Source organism: Pseudotabrizicola sediminis, assembly GCF_004745575.1.
GTDB lineage: Bacteria > Pseudomonadota > Alphaproteobacteria > Rhodobacterales > Rhodobacteraceae > Pseudotabrizicola > Pseudotabrizicola sediminis.
This window is the reverse complement of sequence record NZ_RPEM01000003.1, coordinates 160658-181644: the sequence shown is the minus strand read 5'-3', so window position 1 is coordinate 181644 and position 20987 is coordinate 160658. Positions and strand designations below refer to the sequence as shown.

15 protein-coding genes are annotated in these 20987 nt (G+C 63.8%); 7 read left to right on the top strand and 8 right to left on the bottom strand.

Annotated elements, in window-relative coordinates; all coding sequences use genetic code 11:
* Positions 1–123: 123 nt before the first annotated feature.
* The 3 genes from EEB11_RS05695 to EEB11_RS05685 all read right to left on the bottom strand — a co-directional run bounded on the left by EEB11_RS05695 (position 124) and on the right by EEB11_RS05685 (position 6140).
* A complete protein-coding gene (locus EEB11_RS05695) occupies positions 124–558 on the bottom strand; it encodes a response regulator (protein WP_135512554.1) in 435 nt (144 codons plus the stop codon).
* 176 nt (positions 559–734) lie between these two features.
* Positions 735–4610, bottom strand: coding sequence for a PAS domain S-box protein (locus EEB11_RS05690; protein ID WP_167852665.1), 3876 nt, complete (start codon positions 4608–4610; stop codon positions 735–737).
* A 252-nt stretch (positions 4611–4862) separates the two neighbouring features.
* Complete coding sequence (locus tag EEB11_RS05685; protein WP_135429454.1) at positions 4863–6140, bottom strand: 4-aminobutyrate--2-oxoglutarate transaminase; 1278 nt, start codon at positions 6138–6140, stop codon at positions 4863–4865.
* Between the two features lie 247 nt (positions 6141–6387).
* Here EEB11_RS05685 and dprA point away from each other — a divergent pair, with 247 nt between their 5' ends.
* A complete protein-coding gene (gene dprA, locus EEB11_RS05680) occupies positions 6388–7533 on the top strand; it encodes a DNA-processing protein DprA (RefSeq protein WP_135429453.1) in 1146 nt (381 codons plus the stop codon).
* Positions 7534–7747: 214 nt separating this feature from the next.
* Positions 7748–10396: a type I DNA topoisomerase gene (topA, locus tag EEB11_RS05675; RefSeq protein WP_135429452.1), complete on the top strand. Its 2649-nt coding sequence runs from the start codon at positions 7748–7750 to the stop codon at positions 10394–10396.
* Here the strand turns inward: topA and choV are convergent, their stop codons facing one another.
* From choV to choX, 3 genes are all read right to left on the bottom strand, one after another.
* On the bottom strand, positions 10397–11422 hold the full coding sequence (choV, locus tag EEB11_RS05670) for a choline ABC transporter ATP-binding protein (RefSeq protein WP_135429451.1): 1026 nt from the start codon (positions 11420–11422) through the stop codon (positions 10397–10399).
* Complete coding sequence (gene choW / locus EEB11_RS05665; RefSeq protein WP_135429450.1) at positions 11419–12249, bottom strand: choline ABC transporter permease subunit; 831 nt, start codon at positions 12247–12249, stop codon at positions 11419–11421. The genes choV and choW overlap by 4 nt, the downstream gene beginning before the upstream one ends.
* A gap of 142 nt (positions 12250–12391) precedes the next feature.
* Positions 12392–13321, bottom strand: coding sequence for a choline ABC transporter substrate-binding protein (gene choX / locus EEB11_RS05660; RefSeq protein WP_135429449.1), 930 nt, complete (start codon positions 13319–13321; stop codon positions 12392–12394).
* Between the two features lie 89 nt (positions 13322–13410).
* Here choX and betI point away from each other — a divergent pair, with 89 nt between their 5' ends.
* The 5 genes from betI to EEB11_RS05635 all read left to right on the top strand — a co-directional run bounded on the left by betI (position 13411) and on the right by EEB11_RS05635 (position 18191).
* Positions 13411–13995 (top strand): transcriptional regulator BetI, encoded by a 585-nt coding sequence (gene betI / locus EEB11_RS05655; protein ID WP_135429448.1) that lies wholly within the window; start codon positions 13411–13413, stop codon positions 13993–13995.
* Complete coding sequence (betB, locus tag EEB11_RS05650; protein ID WP_135429447.1) at positions 13992–15446, top strand: betaine-aldehyde dehydrogenase; 1455 nt, start codon at positions 13992–13994, stop codon at positions 15444–15446. The genes betI and betB overlap by 4 nt, the downstream gene beginning before the upstream one ends.
* Positions 15447–15471: 25 nt before the next feature.
* A complete protein-coding gene (betA, locus tag EEB11_RS05645) occupies positions 15472–17121 on the top strand; it encodes a choline dehydrogenase (protein ID WP_135429446.1) in 1650 nt (549 codons plus the stop codon).
* An 86-nt stretch (positions 17122–17207) separates the two neighbouring features.
* Positions 17208–17864, top strand: coding sequence for a thermonuclease family protein (locus tag EEB11_RS05640; RefSeq protein WP_135429445.1), 657 nt, complete (start codon positions 17208–17210; stop codon positions 17862–17864).
* Between the two features lie 72 nt (positions 17865–17936).
* The gene (locus EEB11_RS05635) at positions 17937–18191 is read left to right on the top strand and encodes an HP1242/YdcH family protein (protein ID WP_135429444.1); all 255 of its coding nucleotides are present in this window, start codon (positions 17937–17939) and stop codon (positions 18189–18191) included.
* Positions 18192–18250: 59 nt separating this feature from the next.
* Here EEB11_RS05635 and EEB11_RS05630 read toward each other — a convergent pair whose 3' ends face one another.
* Together EEB11_RS05630 and EEB11_RS05625 are read right to left on the bottom strand one after the other, a co-directional pair.
* Positions 18251–19648 carry a helix-turn-helix domain-containing protein gene (locus EEB11_RS05630; protein ID WP_135429443.1) on the bottom strand — a complete coding sequence of 466 codons (1398 nt, stop codon included), beginning with the start codon at positions 19646–19648 and terminating at the stop codon, positions 18251–18253.
* A gap of 64 nt (positions 19649–19712) precedes the next feature.
* Positions 19713–20927, bottom strand: a complete 1215-nt coding sequence (locus EEB11_RS05625) for a multidrug effflux MFS transporter (protein ID WP_135429442.1) — start codon at positions 20925–20927, stop codon at positions 19713–19715.
* Positions 20928–20987: the final 60 nt, after the last annotated feature.

Below are 20987 nucleotides of genomic sequence, written 5' to 3'. Positions count from 1 at the left end.
ATTGCCCATCGTAATTACCACCTTTGGCTACTCGCCTTATCTAAGCTGGCCTTTGAGGCATAATTTGGGCGGAATTTAAGTATTTGTTCACGATTAGATCAGTCTTGCGACCCAATCAAAGGGTCACGACGGGTCTTGCAAACGGCCCAGCAAACGCAGGACGGTGTTGCGGAAAACGTCGCTCTGGATCGGTTTCGGGATCATCGCATCGGCCTGATCCCCGACGCCCGGAGTGCTGGCGTGGTCGATATCGGCGGTGAACTGGATCATCGGGGTCCGCGTGTTGATGGTGCTTGCGGCTTTCAGATGACGGATCACACGGTCGCCCGTGATCAGCGGCATGTGGCGATCAAAGATCATCAGATCAAACCGCTGTGACATTGCGGCTTCCAGCGCTGCCTTGCCGTCGGCGGTAATCACAAGCTCGATGAACGGATAATCCGACAGCAGGTGGCGAACGATCTGCTGATTTATCTCGTCATCTTCGGCAAGCAAAACAACCGCAGGAAGCTGGCCAGCGTCTTCTGTCGTCATCTGCGCAATACCCCACGAACTCATATCCACACAAATCCCTCCAGAACAGGCAGTGGCTAACTTAGCGTCTGCGCACCATAGTGCATCAAATTGTGGCTGCACAATGGAAGTCTCGTGTCGAACACAGGCAGATCTCAGGATGCGATGACTTGTGCACAGGGGGGGCAATCTGGCGTTGTGCGATTCAAGCCTTGGTTGTGTTATGCCCTTGTTAACAGGATTGAAACCGCATGGATCAGCTCGGCCTGACGGAAGGGCTTGGGCACGTGCGAATCGAAGCCTGCCATGATGTATTCCGACACCTGATGCGACATGGCATTGGCGGTGACCGCGATGGCCGGCACCTGCGATCCCGGCAGACCGGTTTTGCGGATGGCCTGCAGCGCGCCGGTGCCGTCCAGCACCGGCATGGCGATGTCGAGGATCAGCATGTCAAAGGGCATGCCGGACTCTGACCGGTTGCGCCAAAGTTCGATGGCCTCGGCCCCGTTGTTGGCCAGAACGACCTCTGCCCCGGTGTCTTTCAGCATTTCGGTGATCACGATGCGGTTGGTCGCCGAATCGTCGGCGATCAGCAAGGACACCCCGGACAGCGACACCAGCCGGGTTCTGTCCGGCCTTTTGATGTCCTGCACCAATGCGGCCTCGACCGTTTCGGCCAGCGGAAGCGAGATTTTTACCTGGGTCCACTCTCCCAGCTGGCTGTCTACCTCGATGGTGCCGCCCATCAGTTCGACCAGATTGCGCACGATCGGCATGCCAAGCCCGGTGCCACCGAACCGGCGTGTGGTGCCACCTTCGGCCTGTTCGAAGTTGTCGAAGATGCGCCTGACCTGATCGGACGACATGCCGATGCCGGTGTCACGCACCTCGATGATCAGGGCCTTGCCGGGGCGGGCCGACATGGTCAGCGACACCGAGCCGCTGTCCGTGAACTTGATTGCGTTGCTGAGCAGGTTGTTCAGAATTTGCTGGATGCGGAACGAGTCGCCCAATCGGGGCTTTTCAGAGCCGGAGTTTGTGAGAACCTCGAAGTCCAGACCCTTTTCTTCAGCCCGCAGCCCGTGAAGCGGCTCGACCTGCCGTGCGATTTCTGCCGGTATGAACGGGATCTGTTCGATGACCATCTTCCCTGCTTCGATTTTTGACATGTCCAGCACCTCGTTCAAGACATTCAATAATAATTCGCCAGAGCGCCGGATGGTTCCGATCATGTCTTTTTCGCGCGGATCCTTGATAAGTCCGTCAAGCAATTCGGCCATGCCAAGGACTCCGTTTAGGGGGGTGCGGATTTCATGGCTCATATTCGCAAGGAAGGTCGATTTCGACTGGCTGGCGGCCTGCGCTTCTAGCAGCGCGTGCTCCAGCCGGGCCGCCTTGTTCAGGTCATCGGTGATGTCGACGAAAGACGCGATCGTGAGCTTTTCAGAGGTGTTCTGGTCAATCCCGTGGTGCGGCACGGCATTGACCGACAGGATGCGACGGGTGCCGTCCGGCCATTCGATGCCGATGCGCGCGTCGCGTACAATGGTATTTTCCACCTGCGCCCGGCGGCCCGGCAGGGCTTCGGCGGGCAATGGGTTGCCGTCTGCATCGGTGATGCGCCAGATCGGATCGCAATAGGTCAAGCCTTCGATGGTGTTCCGGTCGCGGCCCAGGATGCGTTCTGCCTCGGCATTGGCATAGGTGATGCGGTCTTGGCTATCCATCACAATGATGGCCGAAATAGAGGTATCCATCACCTCGGTCAGGAAGGCCTGATTGCTCAGCACCAGATCTTCCAGATTCTTGCGCTCGGTGATGTCGAGGTGAATGCCGACGACAGCCCTGTGCGTGCCATCGGGGGCCCGCTCGGTGACGGCAGAGCGCGACATGATCCAGGCCCAGCTGCCATCCTTGCGGCGCATGCGCAACTGATGCTCGCGCACCACTTCGCGCCCGTCGGGCAGGGGGGCAAAATCCTGCCGTTCCGAATGGTCCAGACGCAGCAGATCAGTGGGATGCACAAGGGCGCGGAACATGGCATCCGACGGCTCGCCCAGTTCTTCGGGGGTATAGCCCAGCATCTGGGCATAGCGCCCGCCGATCCGCAAAGCGCCGGTGTCAACGCGCCAGTCCCAGGTTCCGACATCCGCGCTTTCGATAATCTGCGCCAGCGAGTCGCGCGCTTCGGCGAGGGACCGGTGCGCCTCGTCCAGCGCCTGAAGCTGGCGGTGCCGTTCGGTGGTGTCGATCCGCACCGCGATCCGCCCGCCGTCGGACGTGCGCAGATCGACTCGCCGGATCCAGCGGTCATCGGATGCCAGCACCTCGTCGATGTTGGGGTTCTTGTAGCGTTGCCACTGTTCGGCCAACCACGCGTCGACCCGGCCGATGGCGTCGAGAAAGATCCCTTTTTTGATGCCAAGATCCAGCACCTCTTGCTGGTGCACACCCGGAAGCAGGATGTCGGCCACTGCGGGATGCATCCGCTTGTAGGCCGAGTTGGCGAAGACCAGCCGTTCGTCGGCATCCCAGATCAGGACGCCGTCCGGCAGGGTTTCGATGGCATTGTGCAGCCGGTCGCGCAGACGGTCCGCCTCTTCGGCCAGTTGTACCGTCTTTGCCTCGCTGGCCTTTTGGGCGGTAATATCGGTTTCGATCGAGACATGGCCGGTGACGTTGCCGTCCCTGTCGAACAGGGGCAGGATATTGAAATCGATCCAATATGCGTCACCTTGTCGATCAAAATTGATTGCGTCGCCATGATAATGCTCGGCCCGCGCAATGGCCTGATCGACCGCTTTTTTGTTTTCCGGGTCAGGATTGGCCCCGCGCACCAGATTGGACAGATCGCGCCCCGCCACTTCGGCGAGCGCCCAGCCGGTGCGGCGTTCCCAGGCCTGGTTGGCCCAGGTGATCCGCTTTTCGCGATCGACAACCACCACTAGGTTGGACATGTTTTCGACGACGCGGTTCAGACGGCTCAGGTCGTCGGATTTCTGCATGTCGCGGGTGACATCGCGGACCACAAAGATGACGGTCGGCTCTTCATCGCGCTTGTCGCCCAGTTTCCGCGCACCGACGGATTCATACCAGTGCGAGTCCAGTTTGTACCGGATCGGCGTGCTGCGGCCCGTTTCCAGCGCCTCTTGCAGCGCCAGGCGGTTTTTGGCGGCAATGTCCGGCGGCAAGATATCCTCGAACTGGCGGCCGGGCAGGGTTTCGCGCGCGTCCGCCAGCTGGTCTGACGGGCCAGCGATGAAATCGGTATAGCGCCCGTCCGCCGTGATTTCGAAAATCAGATTCGGCACGACGGCCAGGATGGCCGTCAGCCGGTCATAGGCGGCGATGGCGTTATACTCGTCTGCAGACGGTTCGGGCCGTTCCGAGCTCAGCCCGGTATAGCCCAGAAACCTGCCCGCCGCATCGCGCCTTGGCGTGCCGTTGCTGCGCAGCCAGCGCTGCGTTCCGTCGGGCATTTTCATCGCATGGATATGATTGCGGATCGGCACATGCTGCGCCATGCGAGCCCGCAGGCTGCACCAGTCGACGCCGGCCCAGTCGTCGGAATGCAGGTGATCTGCCTTGGGTGTCGCGTTGCTGTCGTCCGGCGCGGGGGGGCACAGGTAGCTAAGCTCGCCCTGCGAATCGGTTTCCCAGATCCACATATCGAACAGCGACGCCAGCCCGGCCAGACGGGCCGCGTTGTTGCCCGAACACCAGCGGTCCAGTGCCACGCGCAGGGAGGTGCGCAGCTTTTCCAGCGTGGCCACGCTTTCGGGCGGCAGCGGCTTTTTCCCAAGGTTCAGCACCAGCGCGGCGGGTTGCCCGCAGATGGTGCCCAGATCCAGCCTGCGCCGGGGGCCTTTTGTCAGATCATCCGAGATCTTGCCTGCCGCCACTGCCGCACACAGCTCTGCCATCGCCGAGTCGGGATGGGCGACCCGGACCGCAGCCGTGATGTCGGGCGGGCCGACCAGCAACAGCCCCGCAGATGCACCGCAGTGTCGGACAACCCCGGCCAGAACAGATTCTATTCTGTCCTGATCGGCAAAATCTTCCAGAATGTGGAATTGATCAGCGGTGAATGACATCAGGTTTGACAGTCTTCCGGTATCAGCTGTGAGGGCGCGATGCCGAATCATCTACAACCCATTCGCGAGCAGTTGTCACTGCTTTCTCAACCAAAAGTTAGCATTTGCTTATGGCTGGTGGCTTTGGTGTCGTGATGTCAGGGTCGTACCCGCTGCTTGCCGTAGCGTCATCTTTGCGGGCAGGGGCGGAACCCGCGTTCTGCGCCCCGCCCGACAGCGCAGGGCTGTCAGGCGGGGCGTTTGCCCTAAAGATCAGCCGTTGCGCGCGGCGATGACCGAGGCTTCCAGAATATCCAGCCCTTCGGCGAAATGGGCATCGGGAATGGTGATCGGGGCAAGGAAGCGCACCACATTGCCGTAAACCCCGCAGGTCAGCAGGATCAGCCCGCGCTTCTGCGCCTCGGCCCGGACCCGGGCGGTAAAGCCCGCATCGGGGGCGTGGGTGCCGGGATTGGCGAATTCCACCGCGACCATGAAACCGGGGCCACGGATGTCGATAATCTCGGGCGCGGTGGCGCGGATCGATTCCAGTCGTTGTTTCAACCGGCTGCCCAGTTCATTGGCCCGGGCGCACAGATCTTCGTCCTCGATCACATCCAGCACCGCATTGGCGGCGGCGATGCCCAGCGGATTGCCGGCATAGGTGCCGCCCAAGCCCCCGGGGTTGGCGGCGTCCATCAGCTCGGCGCGCCCGGTGACAGCGGCCAGCGGCAGGCCGCCCGCCAGCCCCTTGGCCATCGTGGTAAGGTCGGCGGCGACGCCGTAAGCCTCCATCGCGAACAGATGGCCGGTGCGGGCAAAGCCGGTCTGCACCTCATCGGCGATCATCACGATGCCATGGGTGTCGCACAGCGCGCGGATGGCTTTGATCAGGTCGGCGGGCGCGGGATAGAACCCGCCTTCGCCCTGCACCGGTTCAAAGATGATGGCGGCCACGCGCGCCGGGTCCAGATCGGATTTGAACAGCTTTTCAATCCCGGCCATCGCATCCTTGGTGGAAATGCCATGCGGCTCCATCGGGAAGGGGACGTGGAACACATCGGGCATCATCGCGCCGAAGCCCTTCTTGTAGGGCTCTACCTTGCCGGTCAGCGACATGCCCATGAAGGTACGCCCATGGAAGCCGCCGCCAAAGGCGATCACCGCATTGCGCCCGGTGGCGATACGGGCGATCTTCACCGCATTCTCGCAAGCCTCGGCGCCGGTCGTGACGAAGATGGTCTTTTTCTTGAAATCGCCCGGCACCTTGTCGTTCAGCCGTTCGGCCAGACGGATGTAATTTTCATAAGGCATCACCTGATGGCAGGTGTGGGTGAAGCGGCCCAGCTGTTCGGTCACTGCGGCCATGACACGCGGATGGCAATGCCCGGTGTTGACCACCGCGATGCCCGCGGCAAAGTCGATGTATCGGTTGCCTTCGATATCCCAGACCTCGGCGTTCAGCGCGCGGTCGGCATAGATCTGGGTCATCATGCCCACCCCGCGTGAGATGGCATCCTCCCGGCGCAGGGCAACTTCGGCGTTCATCATGGCTTGGCGCTCCCATCTGGCCCGGTATGGGCCGTTGCGCGACATTTGATCAAACTTTTGACACGGCGTCCATCATCTTCCCGACACTTGCCAGCCTGTTTTCGCCAGACCTGCCGGAAACCGCCGGGCCAAGGGCGGTACGGGGCGTGCAGGCTTGAAATCATCGTTCCATGGATTGAGTCAGTTGATTCACCAGCTGTTAACCTTACCCGGTGCAGTCTGACCCTGCGAATGAGGCGAGGCGGACATGGGACTGACATCCAAACCCACACCCCACCCCACACCCCTGGACGATGACCCGGTGGATTGCCTGCGCCTCATTCGTTCCCGCAAAGTCGGGCCGGTCACCTGGCACCGGTTGCTGTCGGAACATGGGTCTGCGCGCGCGGCACTGGCGGCCTTGCCCGATGTGGCGCGTGCGGCGGGAGTTGAGAATTATGCGGTCTGCCCGGTTGAGGTCGCCCGGCATGAACTGGCGCAGGGCCGTGCTGCCGGGGCGCAGCTGATTGTCTGGGGTGCCGGGGCCTATCCGCTGCCGCTGTGCGACCTGCCCGATGCGCCGCCGGTGCTTTGGGTGATGGGCGATGCCGCCCTGTTGCACCGCCCGCTGCTGGCGCTGGTGGGCGCGCGCAATGCATCCTCGCTGGGGCTGCGCATGGCGCGGCGTTTAGCTGATGGCGTGGCGCAGGCAGGCTTTGTCACCGTGTCGGGTCTGGCGCGCGGCATTGACACGGCGGTGCATGAGGCGACGCTGCTGACTGGCACGGTAGCGGTGCAGGCGGGCGGGGTTGATGTGGCCTACCCCGAAGAAAACGCCCGGCTGATGGCGCAGATCACCGAACAAGGGTGCCTCGTGTCGGAACAACCCATGGGCCTGCAACCACAGGCCCGGCATTTCCCGCAGCGCAACCGCATCGTGTCGGGCCTGTCGCGCGCGGTGGTGGTGGTGGAGGCGGCCTCCCGCTCTGGCTCGATCATCACTGCGAAAACCGCGCTGGATCAGGGGCGCGATGTGCTGGTGGTGCCGGGGCATCCGTTTGACGCCCGCGCGGCGGGCTGTAACGCGCTGCTGCGCGACGGGGCGACGCTGATCCGGGGGCCGGCCGATGTGCTGGAGGTGGTCGGCGGCACGGTGGTCGATTTCCCCGCGCCCCCGCCCGAACCGGTGGCTGACCCGGTTCCCGGCCCCACCCCGGCCCGCCGCCCGCTGGCCGATATCGCGGCGGTGCACGGCCAGATCCTTGCGCGGCTTGGCCCCAGCCCGCTGGCCGAAGATCAGCTGATCCGCGATCTGTCGATGCCGCCCGCCACGGTGGCGCAGCATCTGTTGACGCTGGAACTGGATGGCCGCGTACATCGCGCCCCCGGCGGGCTGCTCAGCCGGATCGACTGATCCGCCGGGCCCCGGCGTGCCTGCCGGAGGGTTGCCCCGGAGCGAGGGGGCCGGAGTGCTGCTCACAGTTGCCCGCCCGGAGTGTTGCCCCCCGATTGTTGCCCCCCGATTGTTGCCCCCCGATTGTTGCCCCCCGATTGTTGCATTGACATTCGCACCACTTCGCCCACATCTTGCCGCGCCTCTCGGGGCTTTCGTGCATAAAGGGAATTTCATGGCCGTTGTCGTAGTCGAATCTCCTGCCAAGGCCAAGACAATCAACAAATATCTTGGCTCTGACTATACGGTTCTGGCCTCTTACGGCCATGTCCGCGACCTGCCGCCAAAGGATGGGTCGGTCGACACCGAGCATGATTTTGCGATGACATGGGAGGTGGCTGCGGACAGCAAAAAGCACATCCGCGCCATCACGGAAGCCCTGAAAACCGACGATACGCTGATCCTTGCGACCGACCCTGATCGCGAGGGCGAGGCGATTTCGTGGCACCTGCGCGAGGCGCTGGCCAGCAGCCTGAAAAAGGGCAAGAAGGTGTCGCGCGTCACCTTCAACGCCATCACCAAGGATGCGGTGACGCTGGCGATGAAGAACCCGCGCGAGATCGACACGCCACTGGTCGAGGCCTACCTGGCCCGCCGCGCGTTGGATTATCTGGTGGGCTTCACGCTGTCGCCGGTGCTGTGGCGCAAGCTGCCGGGGTCGAAATCGGCGGGGCGGGTGCAATCGGTCTGTCTGCGGCTGATCGTCGAGCGCGAGATGGAGATCGAGGCGTTCCGCGCCCGCGAATACTGGTCGGTGCGGGCGGTTCTGGTCACCCCGCGCGGCCAGGAGTTTGAGGCGCGGCTGACCGTGCTGGGCGGCAAGAAACTGGACAAATTCGACATTACGACCAGTGAAGCCGCCGAATTGGCGGTGCAGGCTGTCACTTCCCGAACCTTGAGCGTGCAAAGCGTGGAGGCCAAGCCCGCCACCCGCAACCCGTACCCGCCCTTCATGACATCGACCCTGCAGCAAGAAGCCAGCCGCAAGCTGGGCATGGGCGCCAAGCAGTGCATGAGCACGGCGCAGCGGCTGTATGAGGCCGGTCACATCACCTATATGCGGACCGATGGCATCGACATGGCGCCCGAGGCGGTGACGCAGGCACGTGACGCGATCAAGGACCGCTTTGGCGCGGCCTATGTGCCTGACCAGCCACGCATCTACAAGAACAAGGCCAAGAACGCGCAGGAAGCGCATGAATGTATCCGCCCGACCGAAATGGCGGCGGCCCCGGAAAAGCTGAAGCTGTCGGAAAAGGATCAGGCGAACCTGTATGACCTGATCTGGAAGCGCACGATTGCCAGCCAGATGGCGGCGGCGCGGTTAGAACGCACCACGGTGGATGTGGGCAGTGCCGATGGGCAGGTGACCCTGCGCGCCACCGGTCAGGTGGTGCAGTTTGACGGTTTCCTCAAGGTCTATGACGAAGGCCGGGATGACGAGGATGAAGAAGGTGGCCGCCTGCCGCAGATCATGCAGGGCGAGCCGGCGGAAAAACGCGACATCTCGCCCGAACAGCACTTCACCCAGCCCCCACCGCGCTATACCGAGGCAACGCTGGTCAAGCGCATGGAAGAGTTGGGCATCGGGCGGCCCTCGACCTATGCGTCAGTGCTGTCCACGATTCAGGACCGCGAATATGTGCGCAAGGACAAGAACCGTCTGATCCCCGAAGACAAGGGTCGGTTGGTCACGGCGTTCCTGACCAACTATTTCCGCCGCTATGTGGAATATGATTTCACCGCCGATCTGGAAAACCAGCTGGATGACGTGTCGGCTGGCACGATGGATTACAAGGACGTGCTGGAACGGTTCTGGCGTGATTTTTCCGCCGCCGTGGCCGAAACCGCTGATCTGCGGATTGGTGAGGTGCTGGAAAAGATTGATGATTTCCTGTCGCCGCATCTGTACCCGCTGCGCGAGGATGGGTCTGACCCACGTTCCTGCCCGACCTGCGGTACCGGGCGGCTGCACCTGAAAACGGCGCGGTCGGGGTCTGCTTTCATTGGCTGCAAGAACTACCCCGAATGCCGCTACACCCGCCCGATCTCGGGCGGGGAGGATGCCGGTGGGGCCGATGGCCGCATTTTGGGCAATGATGAAAACGGCCTGCCGATTTCGCTGCGCGCGGGTCGCTTTGGTCCTTATGTGCAGCGCGGCGAGGCGACGGAAGAGCAGCCCAAGCCCGACCGCGCCAGCCTGCCCAAGGGGTGGGGTGCCGACAGCCTGACGCTGGAGCGTGCGCTGGAGCTGTTGTCCTTGCCGCGCCAGATCGGGCTGCACCCCGAGGATGGTGAACCGGTGGAGGCGGCGATCGGGCGCTATGGACCCTATGTCAAGCACGGCAAGGTTTATGCCAACATTCCGGACGTGGAAGAGGTGTTCACCATCGGCATGAACCGCGCGATGGAAGTGCTGGCACAAAAGGCCACGCGCGGGCGTGGCGCGGCGGCCCCGGCGGAACCCATCAAGGCGCTGGGCGACCACCCGGATGGCGGGTCGATCACGGTGATGCCGGGGCGCTATGGGCCTTATATCAAATGGGAAAAGGTCAATGCGACCATCCCCAAAGAGATTGCGCCCGAAGACATCAATCTGGATCAGGCGCTGGAGCTGATTGCGGAAAAGGTGGCGAAATCGCCGGGCAAGAAGAAAGCTGCGCCGAAGAAGGCTGCGGCCAAAAAAGTGGCGCCAGCAGCGGAAAAGGCGGCAAAACCGGCGGCAAAGAAAGCTCCGGCCAAGGCCGCGGCAAAACCGGCGGCCAAAAAACCGGCGGCCAAGAAGCCCGCTGCAAAAAAGGCGGTCCCCAAGGCCGCCGAATGATCAGCCCGTTCGCGGGTTGATCAGCCGCCCCATCACGGCCCCGGCGCGCAGCACCCCGATGCGCGCGCCGTGTTCCGTCACCGCCATCTCGCCCGCGCCATCGCGGATCATGGCCATGATCTCGCGCACAGGGGTTTCTGCACCCACCGCGTGGGCAGAGGCGGTTTCCCCCGCCACCATCACATCGCGCGCGGTCAGCACGGATAGCGGGTTCATGTGGGCCACAAAGTCCTGCACATAGTCATCGACCGGATTGGCGATGATTTCGCGCGCTGTGCCGGTCTGTACGATCCGCCCGCCCTCCATCAGCGCGATCCGGTTGCCGATCTTGAACGCCTCGTCCAGATCATGGCTGACGAAGATGATCGTGCGTTTCAGTTTGGCCTGCAGGTCAAGGAGTTCATCCTGCAGTTTTGCGCGGATCAGCGGGTCGAGCGCCGAAAACGGCTCGTCCATCAGAAGGATCGGGGCTTCGGTCACGAAGGCGCGCGCAAGGCCCACGCGCTGCTGCATGCCGCCCGACAGCTCGCCCACCTTGCGGTCGGCCCATTGCGTCAGGTTCACAAGCTCCAGTTGTTCATCGACCTTGGCGCGCCGCTGTGCCGCGTTTTGTCCCGCAAGTTCCAGCCCCAGCCCGACATTTTCGCGCACCGTGCGCCAAGGCAGCAGGCCAAAGGCCTGAAACACCATGGCAATGCACTCGCGCCGCACCTTCAGCAACTCGGACGGCGGGGCGCTGGCGACATCACAGGTCCAGTCGCCATCGCGCACCAGCACCCGGCCCCGCACGACTGGGTTCAGCCCGTTAACCGCCCGCAGCAGGGTGGATTTGCCCGAGCCTGACAGGCCCATCAGCACCAGAATCTCTCCCGTCGCCACGGTCAGGCTGCAATCATGCACCCCCAGCACCTGCCCGGTCTTTGCCTGTACTTCGGCGCGGCTGAGCCCCTGATCCATCAGGGGCAGGGCGCGGTCCGGGTGGTCACCAAAGACAATCGACACCCGGTCGAATTCAACGGCATTCATGACCGCACCCGCAGCATCCGGTCCAGCATGATGGCCACGACCACGATGATGAAACCCGATTCGAACCCCAGCGAGGTGTTCACCGAATTCAGCGCCCGCACCACCGGCACGCCCAACCCGTTCGCGCCCACCAGCGCCGCGATCACCACCATCGACAGCGACAGCATGATGGTCTGGTTCAGTCCCGCCATGATCTGCGGCAGGGCATAGGGCAATTCCACCTTCCACAACCGCTGGCTGGGGGTCGCCCCAAAGGCGGTGGCGGCCTCAAGCAGCGGCGTGGGGGTGGACGACACGCCCAGATGGGTCAGCCGGATCGGGGCGGGCAGCACGAAGATCACCGTGGCAATCAGGCCGGGCACCATGCCAAGGCCGAAGAACACGATGGCGGGGATCAGGTAAACAAAGGTGGGCAAGGTCTGCATCAGGTCGAGCACCGGCGACATGGCGGCATAAAGCCGGGGCCGGTGCGCGGTGGCGATGCCGATGGGCACGCCGATTCCCATGCAGACCACACAGGCCGACAGGATCAGGGTCAGGCTTTCCATCGTCTCGTCCCAGTAGCCCTGATTGAGGATGAACAGGAACCCTGCGAGCACCCCCAGACAGATTGTCCAGCGCCGTTGCAGCGCCCAGGTCAGCGCCACGAACAGCCCGACGATGACCAGCGGGTGCGGCGTTTCCAGACACCACAGGATCGCGTCGATCATCGCTTCCATCGCATCCGAGATGGCATCGAACACGCCGCCCAGATTGGCATTCATCCAGTCGAACACCGCTTTCGCCGTTCTGCCCACCGGCAGCTTGTGATCTGTCAGCCAGTCCATGACCGCGGCCCGCCCCTTGTATCTTTTTGAAATACTCCGCGGGGTTAACCGCGGGTCCGCCACCGGCCCGAGGACCGGCGGCCAGGGGGGCGCGACGCCCCCGCGCTTTCGTCAAGCGTCCCCGTCAGGTCACTGTCGCCGCTCAGTTCAGCGCGGCGGCCACGGCGGCCTTGGCGTCGCCGCCATCGTTGGTGGTCACGCCGTCCAGCCACGCCTCCCATGCGGCGGGATTGGCGGCCAGCCATGTCTTTGCCGCCTCTGCCGGATCGGTGCCGTCGTTCAGGATCGCGCCCATGATCTCGTTTTCCATGGCCAGCGTGAAGGACAGGTTCTGAAGCAGTTTGCCGGTGTTCGGGCATTCCGCGGCATAGCCGGCGCGGGTGTTGGTTGCCACCACGGCACCGCCAAAATCGGGGCCGAAATAGTCATCGCCGCCGGTCAGATAGGTCAGCTCGAAATTGGCGTTCATCGGGTGCGGTTCCCAGCCCAGAAAGATGATCGGCTTGCTGTCACGGTCGGCTCGCGTCACCGCCGACAGCATCCCCTGTTCAGAGGATTCGACGATCTTGAAACCGTCCAGACCGAAGGGTCCGCTCTCGATCATGTCAAGGATCAGCCGGTTGCCGTCATTGCCCGGCTCGATGCCATAGATCTGGCCGTCCAGCGCGTCTTTGTGCGCGGCGATGTCGTTGAAATCGGCGATGCCAAGCGCTGCCCCCGCGGCATTGGTGGCAAGAGTGTATTTCGCGCCTTCCAGATTGGTGCGCACCGTGTCGACCGTGCCCGCCTCGCGGTACGGAGCGATATCGGCCTCCATCGTGGGCATCCAGTTGCCAAGGAAGACGTCGATGTCATTGCCCGCCAGCCCGGTATAGGTCACCGGCACCGACAGCAGCTTGATCTCGGTCTGATAGCCCAAGGCATCAAGAACCACCGTCGTGGCGGCGGTGGTGGCGGTGATGTCGGTCCAGCCAACATCGGAAAAGATGACCTTGTCGCAGCTGGCGGCGAAGGCGCTGCCAGCGAAAGCAAAGGTGACGGTGGTGGCCAGAAGAGCGGAACGGAGGGTCATGCGGCATTCCCTGTTTTTTGTTGATTGACGAGTCAATGAACTTCAAGCTTACTCGGTTTGGCAAGCAATTTCCACAAGGCCACACCAAAATGCCCAAACTCGGGATGGAGCCTATCCGAAAGGACGCGCTGGTCAAAGCCACGATCGTTGAGATCGGGCGGGCCGGGTCTCTGGACGTGACGGTAAGCCAGATTGCCCGTCGGGCAGGCATGTCACCGGCACTGGCGCACCATTATTTCGGATCGAAGGAAGAGATGTTTCTGGCGGCAATGCGCCATATCCTGTCGCTGTACGGGGCCGAGGTGCGTGGTGCCCTGGCCGCGTCGCAGGGGCCGGAGGCGCGGCTTGGCGCCATTCTGCGCGCCAGTTTCAGCCCCGGCAACTTCCGGCGCGAGGCGGTGGGGGCCTGGCTGAACTTCTGGGTGCTGGCGCAGACCGTTCCACAGGCGCGGCGGTTGCTGGCGATTTACCAGCGGCGGTTGCGATCCAACCTGATGACCTGCCTGCGCCCGTTGGCCGGGGCAAAAGCGCCGGCCCTGGCCGATGGTCTGGGCGCGCTGATTGACGGTCTTTACCTGCGCGAGGTGCTGAAATCCGGCCCGCCCGATGGCGAGGCGGCAGTGGCGACCGCGCTGAACTATCTGAATTCACACCTAACGGGGGATGACGCATGAAAGCGCAACCAACCGCCAGCCATTTCATTGATGGCGCTTATGTCGAAGACACCGCAGGCGCAGTGATTGACGTGATCTATCCCGCCACCGGCGCGGTCATCGCCCGGTTGCATGAGGCGACACCGGCGCTGATCGACCGTGCCCTGGCCGCGGCCACCCGTGCGCAAGGCCAATGGGCCGCCACCCGCCCGGTGGAGCGCGCCCGCATCCTGCGCCGTGCTGCCGACATGATCCGCGACCGGGGCGAGGAACTGGCGCAGCTGGAAACGCTGGATACCGGGAAACCTGTTCAGGAAACCCGCGTCGCCGACTGGCCCTCGGGGGCCGATGCGCTGGAATATTTCGCGGGGCTGGCGCCGACTGTAACGGGTGAGACGATTCCGCTGGGCGGTGATTTCGTCTATACACTGCGCGAGCCTTTGGGGGTGTGCGTCGGTATTGGCGCGTGGAACTACCCCAGCCAGATCGCCTGCTGGAAATCGGCGCCGGCCTTGGCATTTGGCAATGCGATGGTGTTCAAACCGTCCGAAGTGACCCCCTTGGGCGCGTTAAAACTGGCGGAGATCTATATCGAGGCGGGTCTGCCTGCGGGTCTGTTCAATGTGGTGCAGGGCAGGGGGGCGGTCGGTGGTGCACTGGTCACCGATCCGCGCGTGGCCAAGGTGTCGCTGACCGGATCGGTGCCGACGGGGCGCAAGGTTTATGCCGCTGCGGCCGAGGGGATGCGCCATGTGACGATGGAGTTGGGCGGCAAGTCGCCGCTGATCATCTTTGATGACGCCAGCCTTGAGGATGCGGTGGGCGCCGCGATGATGGCGAATTTCTATTCCGCCGGGCAGGTGTGCAGCAATGGCACAAGGGTGTTCGTGCAAAAGGGTATCAAGGATGCCTTCCTGTCCCGGCTGAAAGTGCGGGCAGAGGCGATGGTGCTGGGCGACCCGCTGGACGATGCCACCCAGATGGGGCCGCTGGTGTCTGACGTGCAGCTTGCCAAGGTCATGGGCTACATCGACACCGCCAAGACTGAGGGCGCGCGTCTGGTCACCGGTGGGGCGCGCGCGGCGCTGAACACCGGCTATTTCGTGCAGCCGACGGTGTTTGCCGATGTCACCGATGACATGACACTTGCGCGGGAAGAGGTGTTCGGCCCGGTCATGGCCGTGCTGGATTTCGACACCGAGGAAGAGGCGATCACCCGTGCCAATGCCACCGAATTCGGGCTGGCGGCGGGGGTGTTCACCGCCGACATCACCCGCGCCCACCGGGTGATCGGCCAGTTGCAAGCCGGAACCTGCTGGATCAACGCCTATAACCTGACGCCCGTAGAGGCCCCGTTCGGCGGCATGAAAGCCTCAGGCGTGGGTCGTGAAAACGGCCATGCGGCGGTGCAGCATTATACGCAGGTCAAGTCGGTCTATGTCGGCATGGGCCCGGTCGATGCGCCTTACTGAAGCCTTTCACTGAAGAAACAAACACATGCATGCGGATTACATCATCATCGGGGCAGGCTCTGCCGGTTGCGCCATGGCGTATCGGTTGGCCGAGGCCGGCCGGCGCGTCACGATGATCGAAGCGGGCGGGTCGGACGCCGGCCCCTTCATCCAGATGCCGGCGGCGCTGTCTTACCCGATGAACATGGGAATCTACGATTGGGGTCTGCAGTCGGAGCCTGAGCCGCATCTTGGCGGGCGCAGGTTGGCCACGCCGCGCGGCAAGGTCATCGGCGGGTCCAGCAGCATCAACGGCATGGTCTATGTGCGCGGCCACGCCCGCGATTATGACACCTGGGCCGAAATGGGGGCCGATGGCTGGGGCTATGCCGATGTGCTGCCCTATTTCCGGCGGATGGAGCAGTCGCACGGTGGATCGGGGCCCGAATATCGCGGCACCGATGGGCCGCTGCACATCACCCGTGGCCCGCGCGACAACCCGCTGTTCAACGCTTTCATCGAAGCGGGGGCGCAAGCGGGCTATCCGGTGACCGACGATTACAATGGCCAGCAACAAGAGGGCTTTGGCCCGATGGAGGCCACGATCTACAAGGGGCGTCGCTGGTCTGCCGCCAATGCCTACCTCAAGCCCGCGATGGCGGGGGGCAATGTGCAGCTGTTGCGCGGCAACGCCCGCCGCGTGGTGATCGAGAATGGCCGCGCCACCGGGGTCGAGGTGGATCAGGGCGGCACGCCCTTTGTGGTGCAGGCGGGGCGTGAGGTGATCATCGCCGCCTCCTCGCTCAACAGCCCGAAACTCTTGATGCTGTCCGGCATTGGCCCGGCAGCAGAGCTGGCGCGCCACGGCATCCCGCTGATCGCGGACCGATCCGGCGTGGGGGCCAATCTTCAGGACCATCTGGAAATCTATTTCCAGTTCGCCGCGTCGCAGCCGATAACCCTCTACAAGCACTGGAATATCTGGAGCAAGGCGCTGATCGGGGCGCAATGGCTGTTTACCGGCAAGGGGCTGGGGGCCAGCAACCAGTTCGAAGCCTGTGCCTTCATCCGGTCGCGCGCGGGGATCGAGTATCCCGATATTCAGTATCATTTCCTGCCGATTGCGGTGCGCTATGATGGCAAGGTCGCGGCGGGGGGGCACGGGTTTCAGGCCCATGTCGGGCCGATGCGGTCGAAATCGCGCGGGTCGGTCACGCTGCGGTCTGCCGATCCCAAGGACAACCCGGTGATCCGGTTCAACTATATGTCGCATCCCGACGACTGGGCTGAATTCCGCGCCGCCATCCGCCTGACGCGCGAGGTGTTCGCCCAACCCGCCATGGCCCCCTTTGTCAAATCCGAGATCCAGCCGGGGTTGCAGGTGCAGACCGATGATGAGATCGACGCGTTCCTGCGCGAGCATGTCGAATCTGCCTACCACCCCTGCGGCACCGCCCGGATGGGGCGGCGCAGCGACCCGATGGCGGTGGTCGATCCCGAATGCCGGGTGATCGGGGTCGATGGCTTGCGTCTGGCGGACAGTTCGGTGTTCCCGCAGGTGACCAATGGCAACCTGAACGCGCCGTCGATCATGGTGGGGGAAAAGGCGGCAGATCACATTCTGGGCCGCACGCCGCTGGCCCCGATGAACCTTGGCCCGTGGATCAATCCGGCTTGGCAGGTGGCGCAGCGGTGATGGCTTCGGGCAACAAGCTTAACGCGCGTTAACCATCTGTTAACTTTTAGCTTGCGACGCTGAGGGAATGGCCCGAACTCTGGGCCATGTTAATTTTTCGTTCCCTTCTCGTTCTGCTGGCCCTCTCGCTGGCCCCTCACGCCCTTGCCGTCACCCGCGATGGCGCAGCGCGGGTGATTGACGGCGATACGCTGGACCTGCAGGGCCAGCGCGTGCGCCTGTTCGGCATCGACGCACCGGAGCGGGGGCAAAGCTGCGTGCGTGCGGGGCAAAGCTGGGACTGTGGCGCATGGTCGGCCAAAATGCTGGCCCGCACGATCGGCAACCGTAAAGTAACCTGCATGCGCGAAGACACCGACCGTTATGGCCGTATGGTCGCCACCTGCACGGCGGGCGGCATGGACCTGTCGCGTGCGATGGTGCTGGCCGGGGCGGCGCAGGCCTATCCGCGCTATTCCGACCGCTATGTCCGGGACGAGGCTGCCGCCAGATCGTCGGGCCTTGGCTTGTGGGCAGGGCGGATGACCACGCCGGAAGCGCACCGGCGCGCTGTGGCCCCCGCCGCACAGACAGCCCCCGGCGGTTGTGCCATCAAGGGCAACATCGGCCAGTCAGGCCGCATCTACCACCGCCCCGGCCAGCGCGATTATGCCGCGACCCGCATCGACACCCGCAAGGGCGAGGCATGGTTCTGCACCGAGGCCGAGGCAAGGGCCGCAGGCTTCCGTCCCGCGCGCCGTTGATTTGATCAGGGTCAAGGCACGCGGCGCGCTGCCTTGCTAAACTGGCCCCGACACAAGCAACAGGAGGCGCAGATGTCCAACACCCCGCACGAACTGGCCGAGGAATTCCCGGGTCAAACCGACAAGATTCACGCGCTGAAACTGGCAGATCCGCATTTTGCCGGATTGCTGGTGCAATACACCGACATCAACCGCGCCGTGCACCGGGCCGAAACCCGCGTCGACACGCTGTCGGAAGAGGCCGAGGCCGCCTTGCGCCGTCAGCGCCTGCATCTCAAGGACCACATCGCGCATCATCTGGCGCATGGTGCCGACAGTCACGGCTGACTTTGCCGGGTCAGGGGGCGGTGCCGCCTGACCCAACTCGGCCACGGGCGTTTCACGGATCAGGACAAGATCTCATACGGCAGCACATCGCGCCGGTCGGGGTTGACGCGCAACCGGCGTTCCAGCGGCGGGACCGAGCGTTGGTGGCAATCGGGGCGTTCGCAGATCCGGCAGGAAATGCCGATGGGCTCGAACCTGCCTTTCAGGTCCAGCCCGTCGGAATAGACCAGCGCCGATGCGTGCTGCACCTCGCAGCCCAGCCCGATGGCATAGCGCCGGGTCGGGGCGTGGAACGCGCCGCCCGGTTTTGACACGTCGCGCGACAGGCACAGGTAGCGCACGCCATCGGGCGTTTCCGCCAGCTGACGCAGGAAACGGCCCGGGGTTTCAAAAGCCTGATGCACGTTCCACAGCGGACAGGCCCCGCCGAAGCGCGCAAATTGCAGCCGGGTGGCCGAATGGCGTTTGGTGATGGTGCCTGCCTGATCGACCCGCACGAAAAAGAACGGAATGCCCTTGGCCCCCGGGCGTTGCAGGGTGGACAGCCGGTGCGCGACCTGTTCGATGCTGGCCCCGAACAGATCGGCCAGCCGTTCCAGATCATGCCGGGTGGTGCCTGCCGCGTCGAGAAAGGCGCGGTAGGGCAGCAGGGCGGCCCCCGCGAAGTAGTTGGCCAGCCCGATCTTGGCGATCTCGCGTGCCTCGGGCGTGTGAAAGCGCGCAAGGTCCAGTGTGGCATCCAGCAGGTCGTTCTGGGTGAGCAGCGCCACCTGATGCAACACTTGAAACCGCTGCGTCGGCTCTGCGCTGCGGGCCGAGATGTGCAACTGCCGGGTGGCCGGATCATAGCGGCGCATGGCGCCCGTGTCGCCGAAGTGCAGGCTGATCCCGCGCCGGTCCAGTGCCTCGCGCGCGGCTGCGATCACATCACGGCGACCCTGCGGGCCGGTGATGAAATGTTCTGCGGCGCGGTCCACCGCATCAAGGTAATTGTCGCAATAGTGAAAGAAATCGCGCACTTCTTCCCAGGGCGACGGCCGTAATGCTGCATCTTCACGCCCCAGCGCTTCGTCCAGCGAGGCCAGGCGTTCATGGGTCTGGCGGTAAGCGCGATGCAGGTCCAGCAGGGTGCGGGCCAGAGCGGGCGCGTTTGATGCCACCAGCCGCAGATCGGCCAGCGGCGGGCTGGCCCCGCTGAACACCGGATCGGCCAGCGCCTCTTTCATGTCGCTGACCAGCCGTTCGCTTTCGCCCACCGTCAGTTCGGTGACATCCAGACCAAATTCCTGCGCCAGTGCCAGCACCACGCCGGCCGAGACCGGGCGGTGGTTGTTTTCCATCTGGTTCAGGTAGGGCAAGGATACCGACAGCCGGTCGGCAAACAGTTTCTGCGTCAGGCCCAGCCGCCCGCGGATTTCCCGCAGCTTTGCCCCGGCATAAAGCTTTTGCGTTGCCATGCTGTCCCCCCGCTTTGCAAAGCCATTGTCGCCTTTGCAAAGGTTCCGTCAAGCCACCACGGGGTCAGGCCGACAGACCCAAAGACCGCGCCCGCCGCATCACCCAAAGGATCGACAGCAGCGCCCCGACAGAAGAGGCCAGCATCAGAAGTACCAGCGGCGTCTCGGACGCGCCCGGCCCCAGCAAAGCCCCGGCAAGCGCTGCCAGCGCCGCGCCGCCACCGATCATGATCGCCCCGCCCAAGCCCGAGGCGGTGCCGGCGAGTTCAGGTTGGATCGACAACAACCCGGCATTGGCATTGGGCAGGGTCATGCCGTTGCCAAAGCCGACAAAGGTGGTGAAGCCAAAGAACACAAAGGCCGAATGCAGGCCCGCCAGTGTCAGCACCGCAAGGGTGCCCAGACCGCCCAATGTGACCAGCGCGCCGATGAACACCATGCGGTTCATCCCGATCCGCACCGAAAACCGACCGGCCACGAAGTTGCCCGCCGCATAGCCCACCGCCGTCAGCGCAAACAGCGCCCCCACGCCCGATGCCGACAGACCGAATACCTCGGTCCCGACGTAGGGTGCCCCCCCCAAGTAGGCAAAGAACGACCCCGACGCAAAGGCCGCGCAGAGCGCATAGCCCCAGAACCGCTGCGACCGCAGCAGTTGCGGGTATTGCCGCATCTGCGCGCCCAAGGTGACCGGGCGGATCGTTGCGGTTTCCCCCAGATCGGCCCATGTCAGCCACAGCGTGACCAGCCCCAGCACCAGCAGCAGCCCGAAATTGGCCTGCCAGCCGATGGCTTCCTCCAGCACGCCGCCGATGACCGGGCCGATCATCGGCACGATGCTCATGCCCATGGTGACATAGCCGATCATGCTGGCGGCCTGCGCATCATCGGGCACCATGTCGCGCACCACGGCGCGGCTCAGCACCATGCCCGCCGCAATCACCGCCTGCGCCATGCGGAACACCAGAAACGCGGTCGCATTCGGTGCCAGCAGCGTGCCCACGGTGGCAATCAGGAACAGGACCAGCGACCAGAGCAGCACCTTGCGCCGCCCGTAGCGGTCGGAAATCGGCCCGATCAGAATCTGCAACACCGCCGACAGACCCAGATACAGCGCCACTGACAACTGCATCAGCGCATAGGGCACCTCGAACCACGCCGCCATTCCGGGCAGAGATGGCAGGAAGATGTTCATGGTCAGGGCGGAAAGCCCGGCAAGCAAGATCAGGGTCGCGATATGCGGCGGTGTACCGCGGTTCAAAAATGTGCTGTCAGCCATATCGCCTTGCTAGACGGGCCTACGCACCCTGTCCATGCCGTTCGGGCAGGGCGAGTTGTG

What these genes read in the sequence shown, in the direction of transcription:
- EEB11_RS05695 (WP_135512554.1), bottom strand. Translation starts at nt 558, where the DNA reads ATGAGTTCGTGGGGTATTGCGCAGATGACGACAGAAGACGCTGGCCAG.
- EEB11_RS05690 (WP_167852665.1), bottom strand. Translation starts at nt 4,610, where the DNA reads ATGTCATTCACCGCTGATCAATTCCACATTCTGGAAGATTTTGCCGAT.
- EEB11_RS05685 (WP_135429454.1), bottom strand. Translation starts at nt 6,140, where the DNA reads ATGATGAACGCCGAAGTTGCCCTGCGCCGGGAGGATGCCATCTCACGC.
- dprA (WP_135429453.1), top strand. Translation starts at nt 6,388, where the DNA reads ATGGGACTGACATCCAAACCCACACCCCACCCCACACCCCTGGACGAT.
- topA (WP_135429452.1), top strand. Translation starts at nt 7,748, where the DNA reads ATGGCCGTTGTCGTAGTCGAATCTCCTGCCAAGGCCAAGACAATCAAC.
- choV (WP_135429451.1), bottom strand. Translation starts at nt 11,422, where the DNA reads ATGAATGCCGTTGAATTCGACCGGGTGTCGATTGTCTTTGGTGACCAC.
- choW (WP_135429450.1), bottom strand. Translation starts at nt 12,249, where the DNA reads ATGGACTGGCTGACAGATCACAAGCTGCCGGTGGGCAGAACGGCGAAA.
- choX (WP_135429449.1), bottom strand. Translation starts at nt 13,321, where the DNA reads ATGACCCTCCGTTCCGCTCTTCTGGCCACCACCGTCACCTTTGCTTTC.
- betI (WP_135429448.1), top strand. Translation starts at nt 13,411, where the DNA reads ATGCCCAAACTCGGGATGGAGCCTATCCGAAAGGACGCGCTGGTCAAA.
- betB (WP_135429447.1), top strand. Translation starts at nt 13,992, where the DNA reads ATGAAAGCGCAACCAACCGCCAGCCATTTCATTGATGGCGCTTATGTC.
- betA (WP_135429446.1), top strand. Translation starts at nt 15,472, where the DNA reads ATGCATGCGGATTACATCATCATCGGGGCAGGCTCTGCCGGTTGCGCC.
- EEB11_RS05640 (WP_135429445.1), top strand. Translation starts at nt 17,208, where the DNA reads ATGTTAATTTTTCGTTCCCTTCTCGTTCTGCTGGCCCTCTCGCTGGCC.
- EEB11_RS05635 (WP_135429444.1), top strand. Translation starts at nt 17,937, where the DNA reads ATGTCCAACACCCCGCACGAACTGGCCGAGGAATTCCCGGGTCAAACC.
- EEB11_RS05630 (WP_135429443.1), bottom strand. Translation starts at nt 19,648, where the DNA reads ATGGCAACGCAAAAGCTTTATGCCGGGGCAAAGCTGCGGGAAATCCGC.
- EEB11_RS05625 (WP_135429442.1), bottom strand. Translation starts at nt 20,927, where the DNA reads ATGGCTGACAGCACATTTTTGAACCGCGGTACACCGCCGCATATCGCG.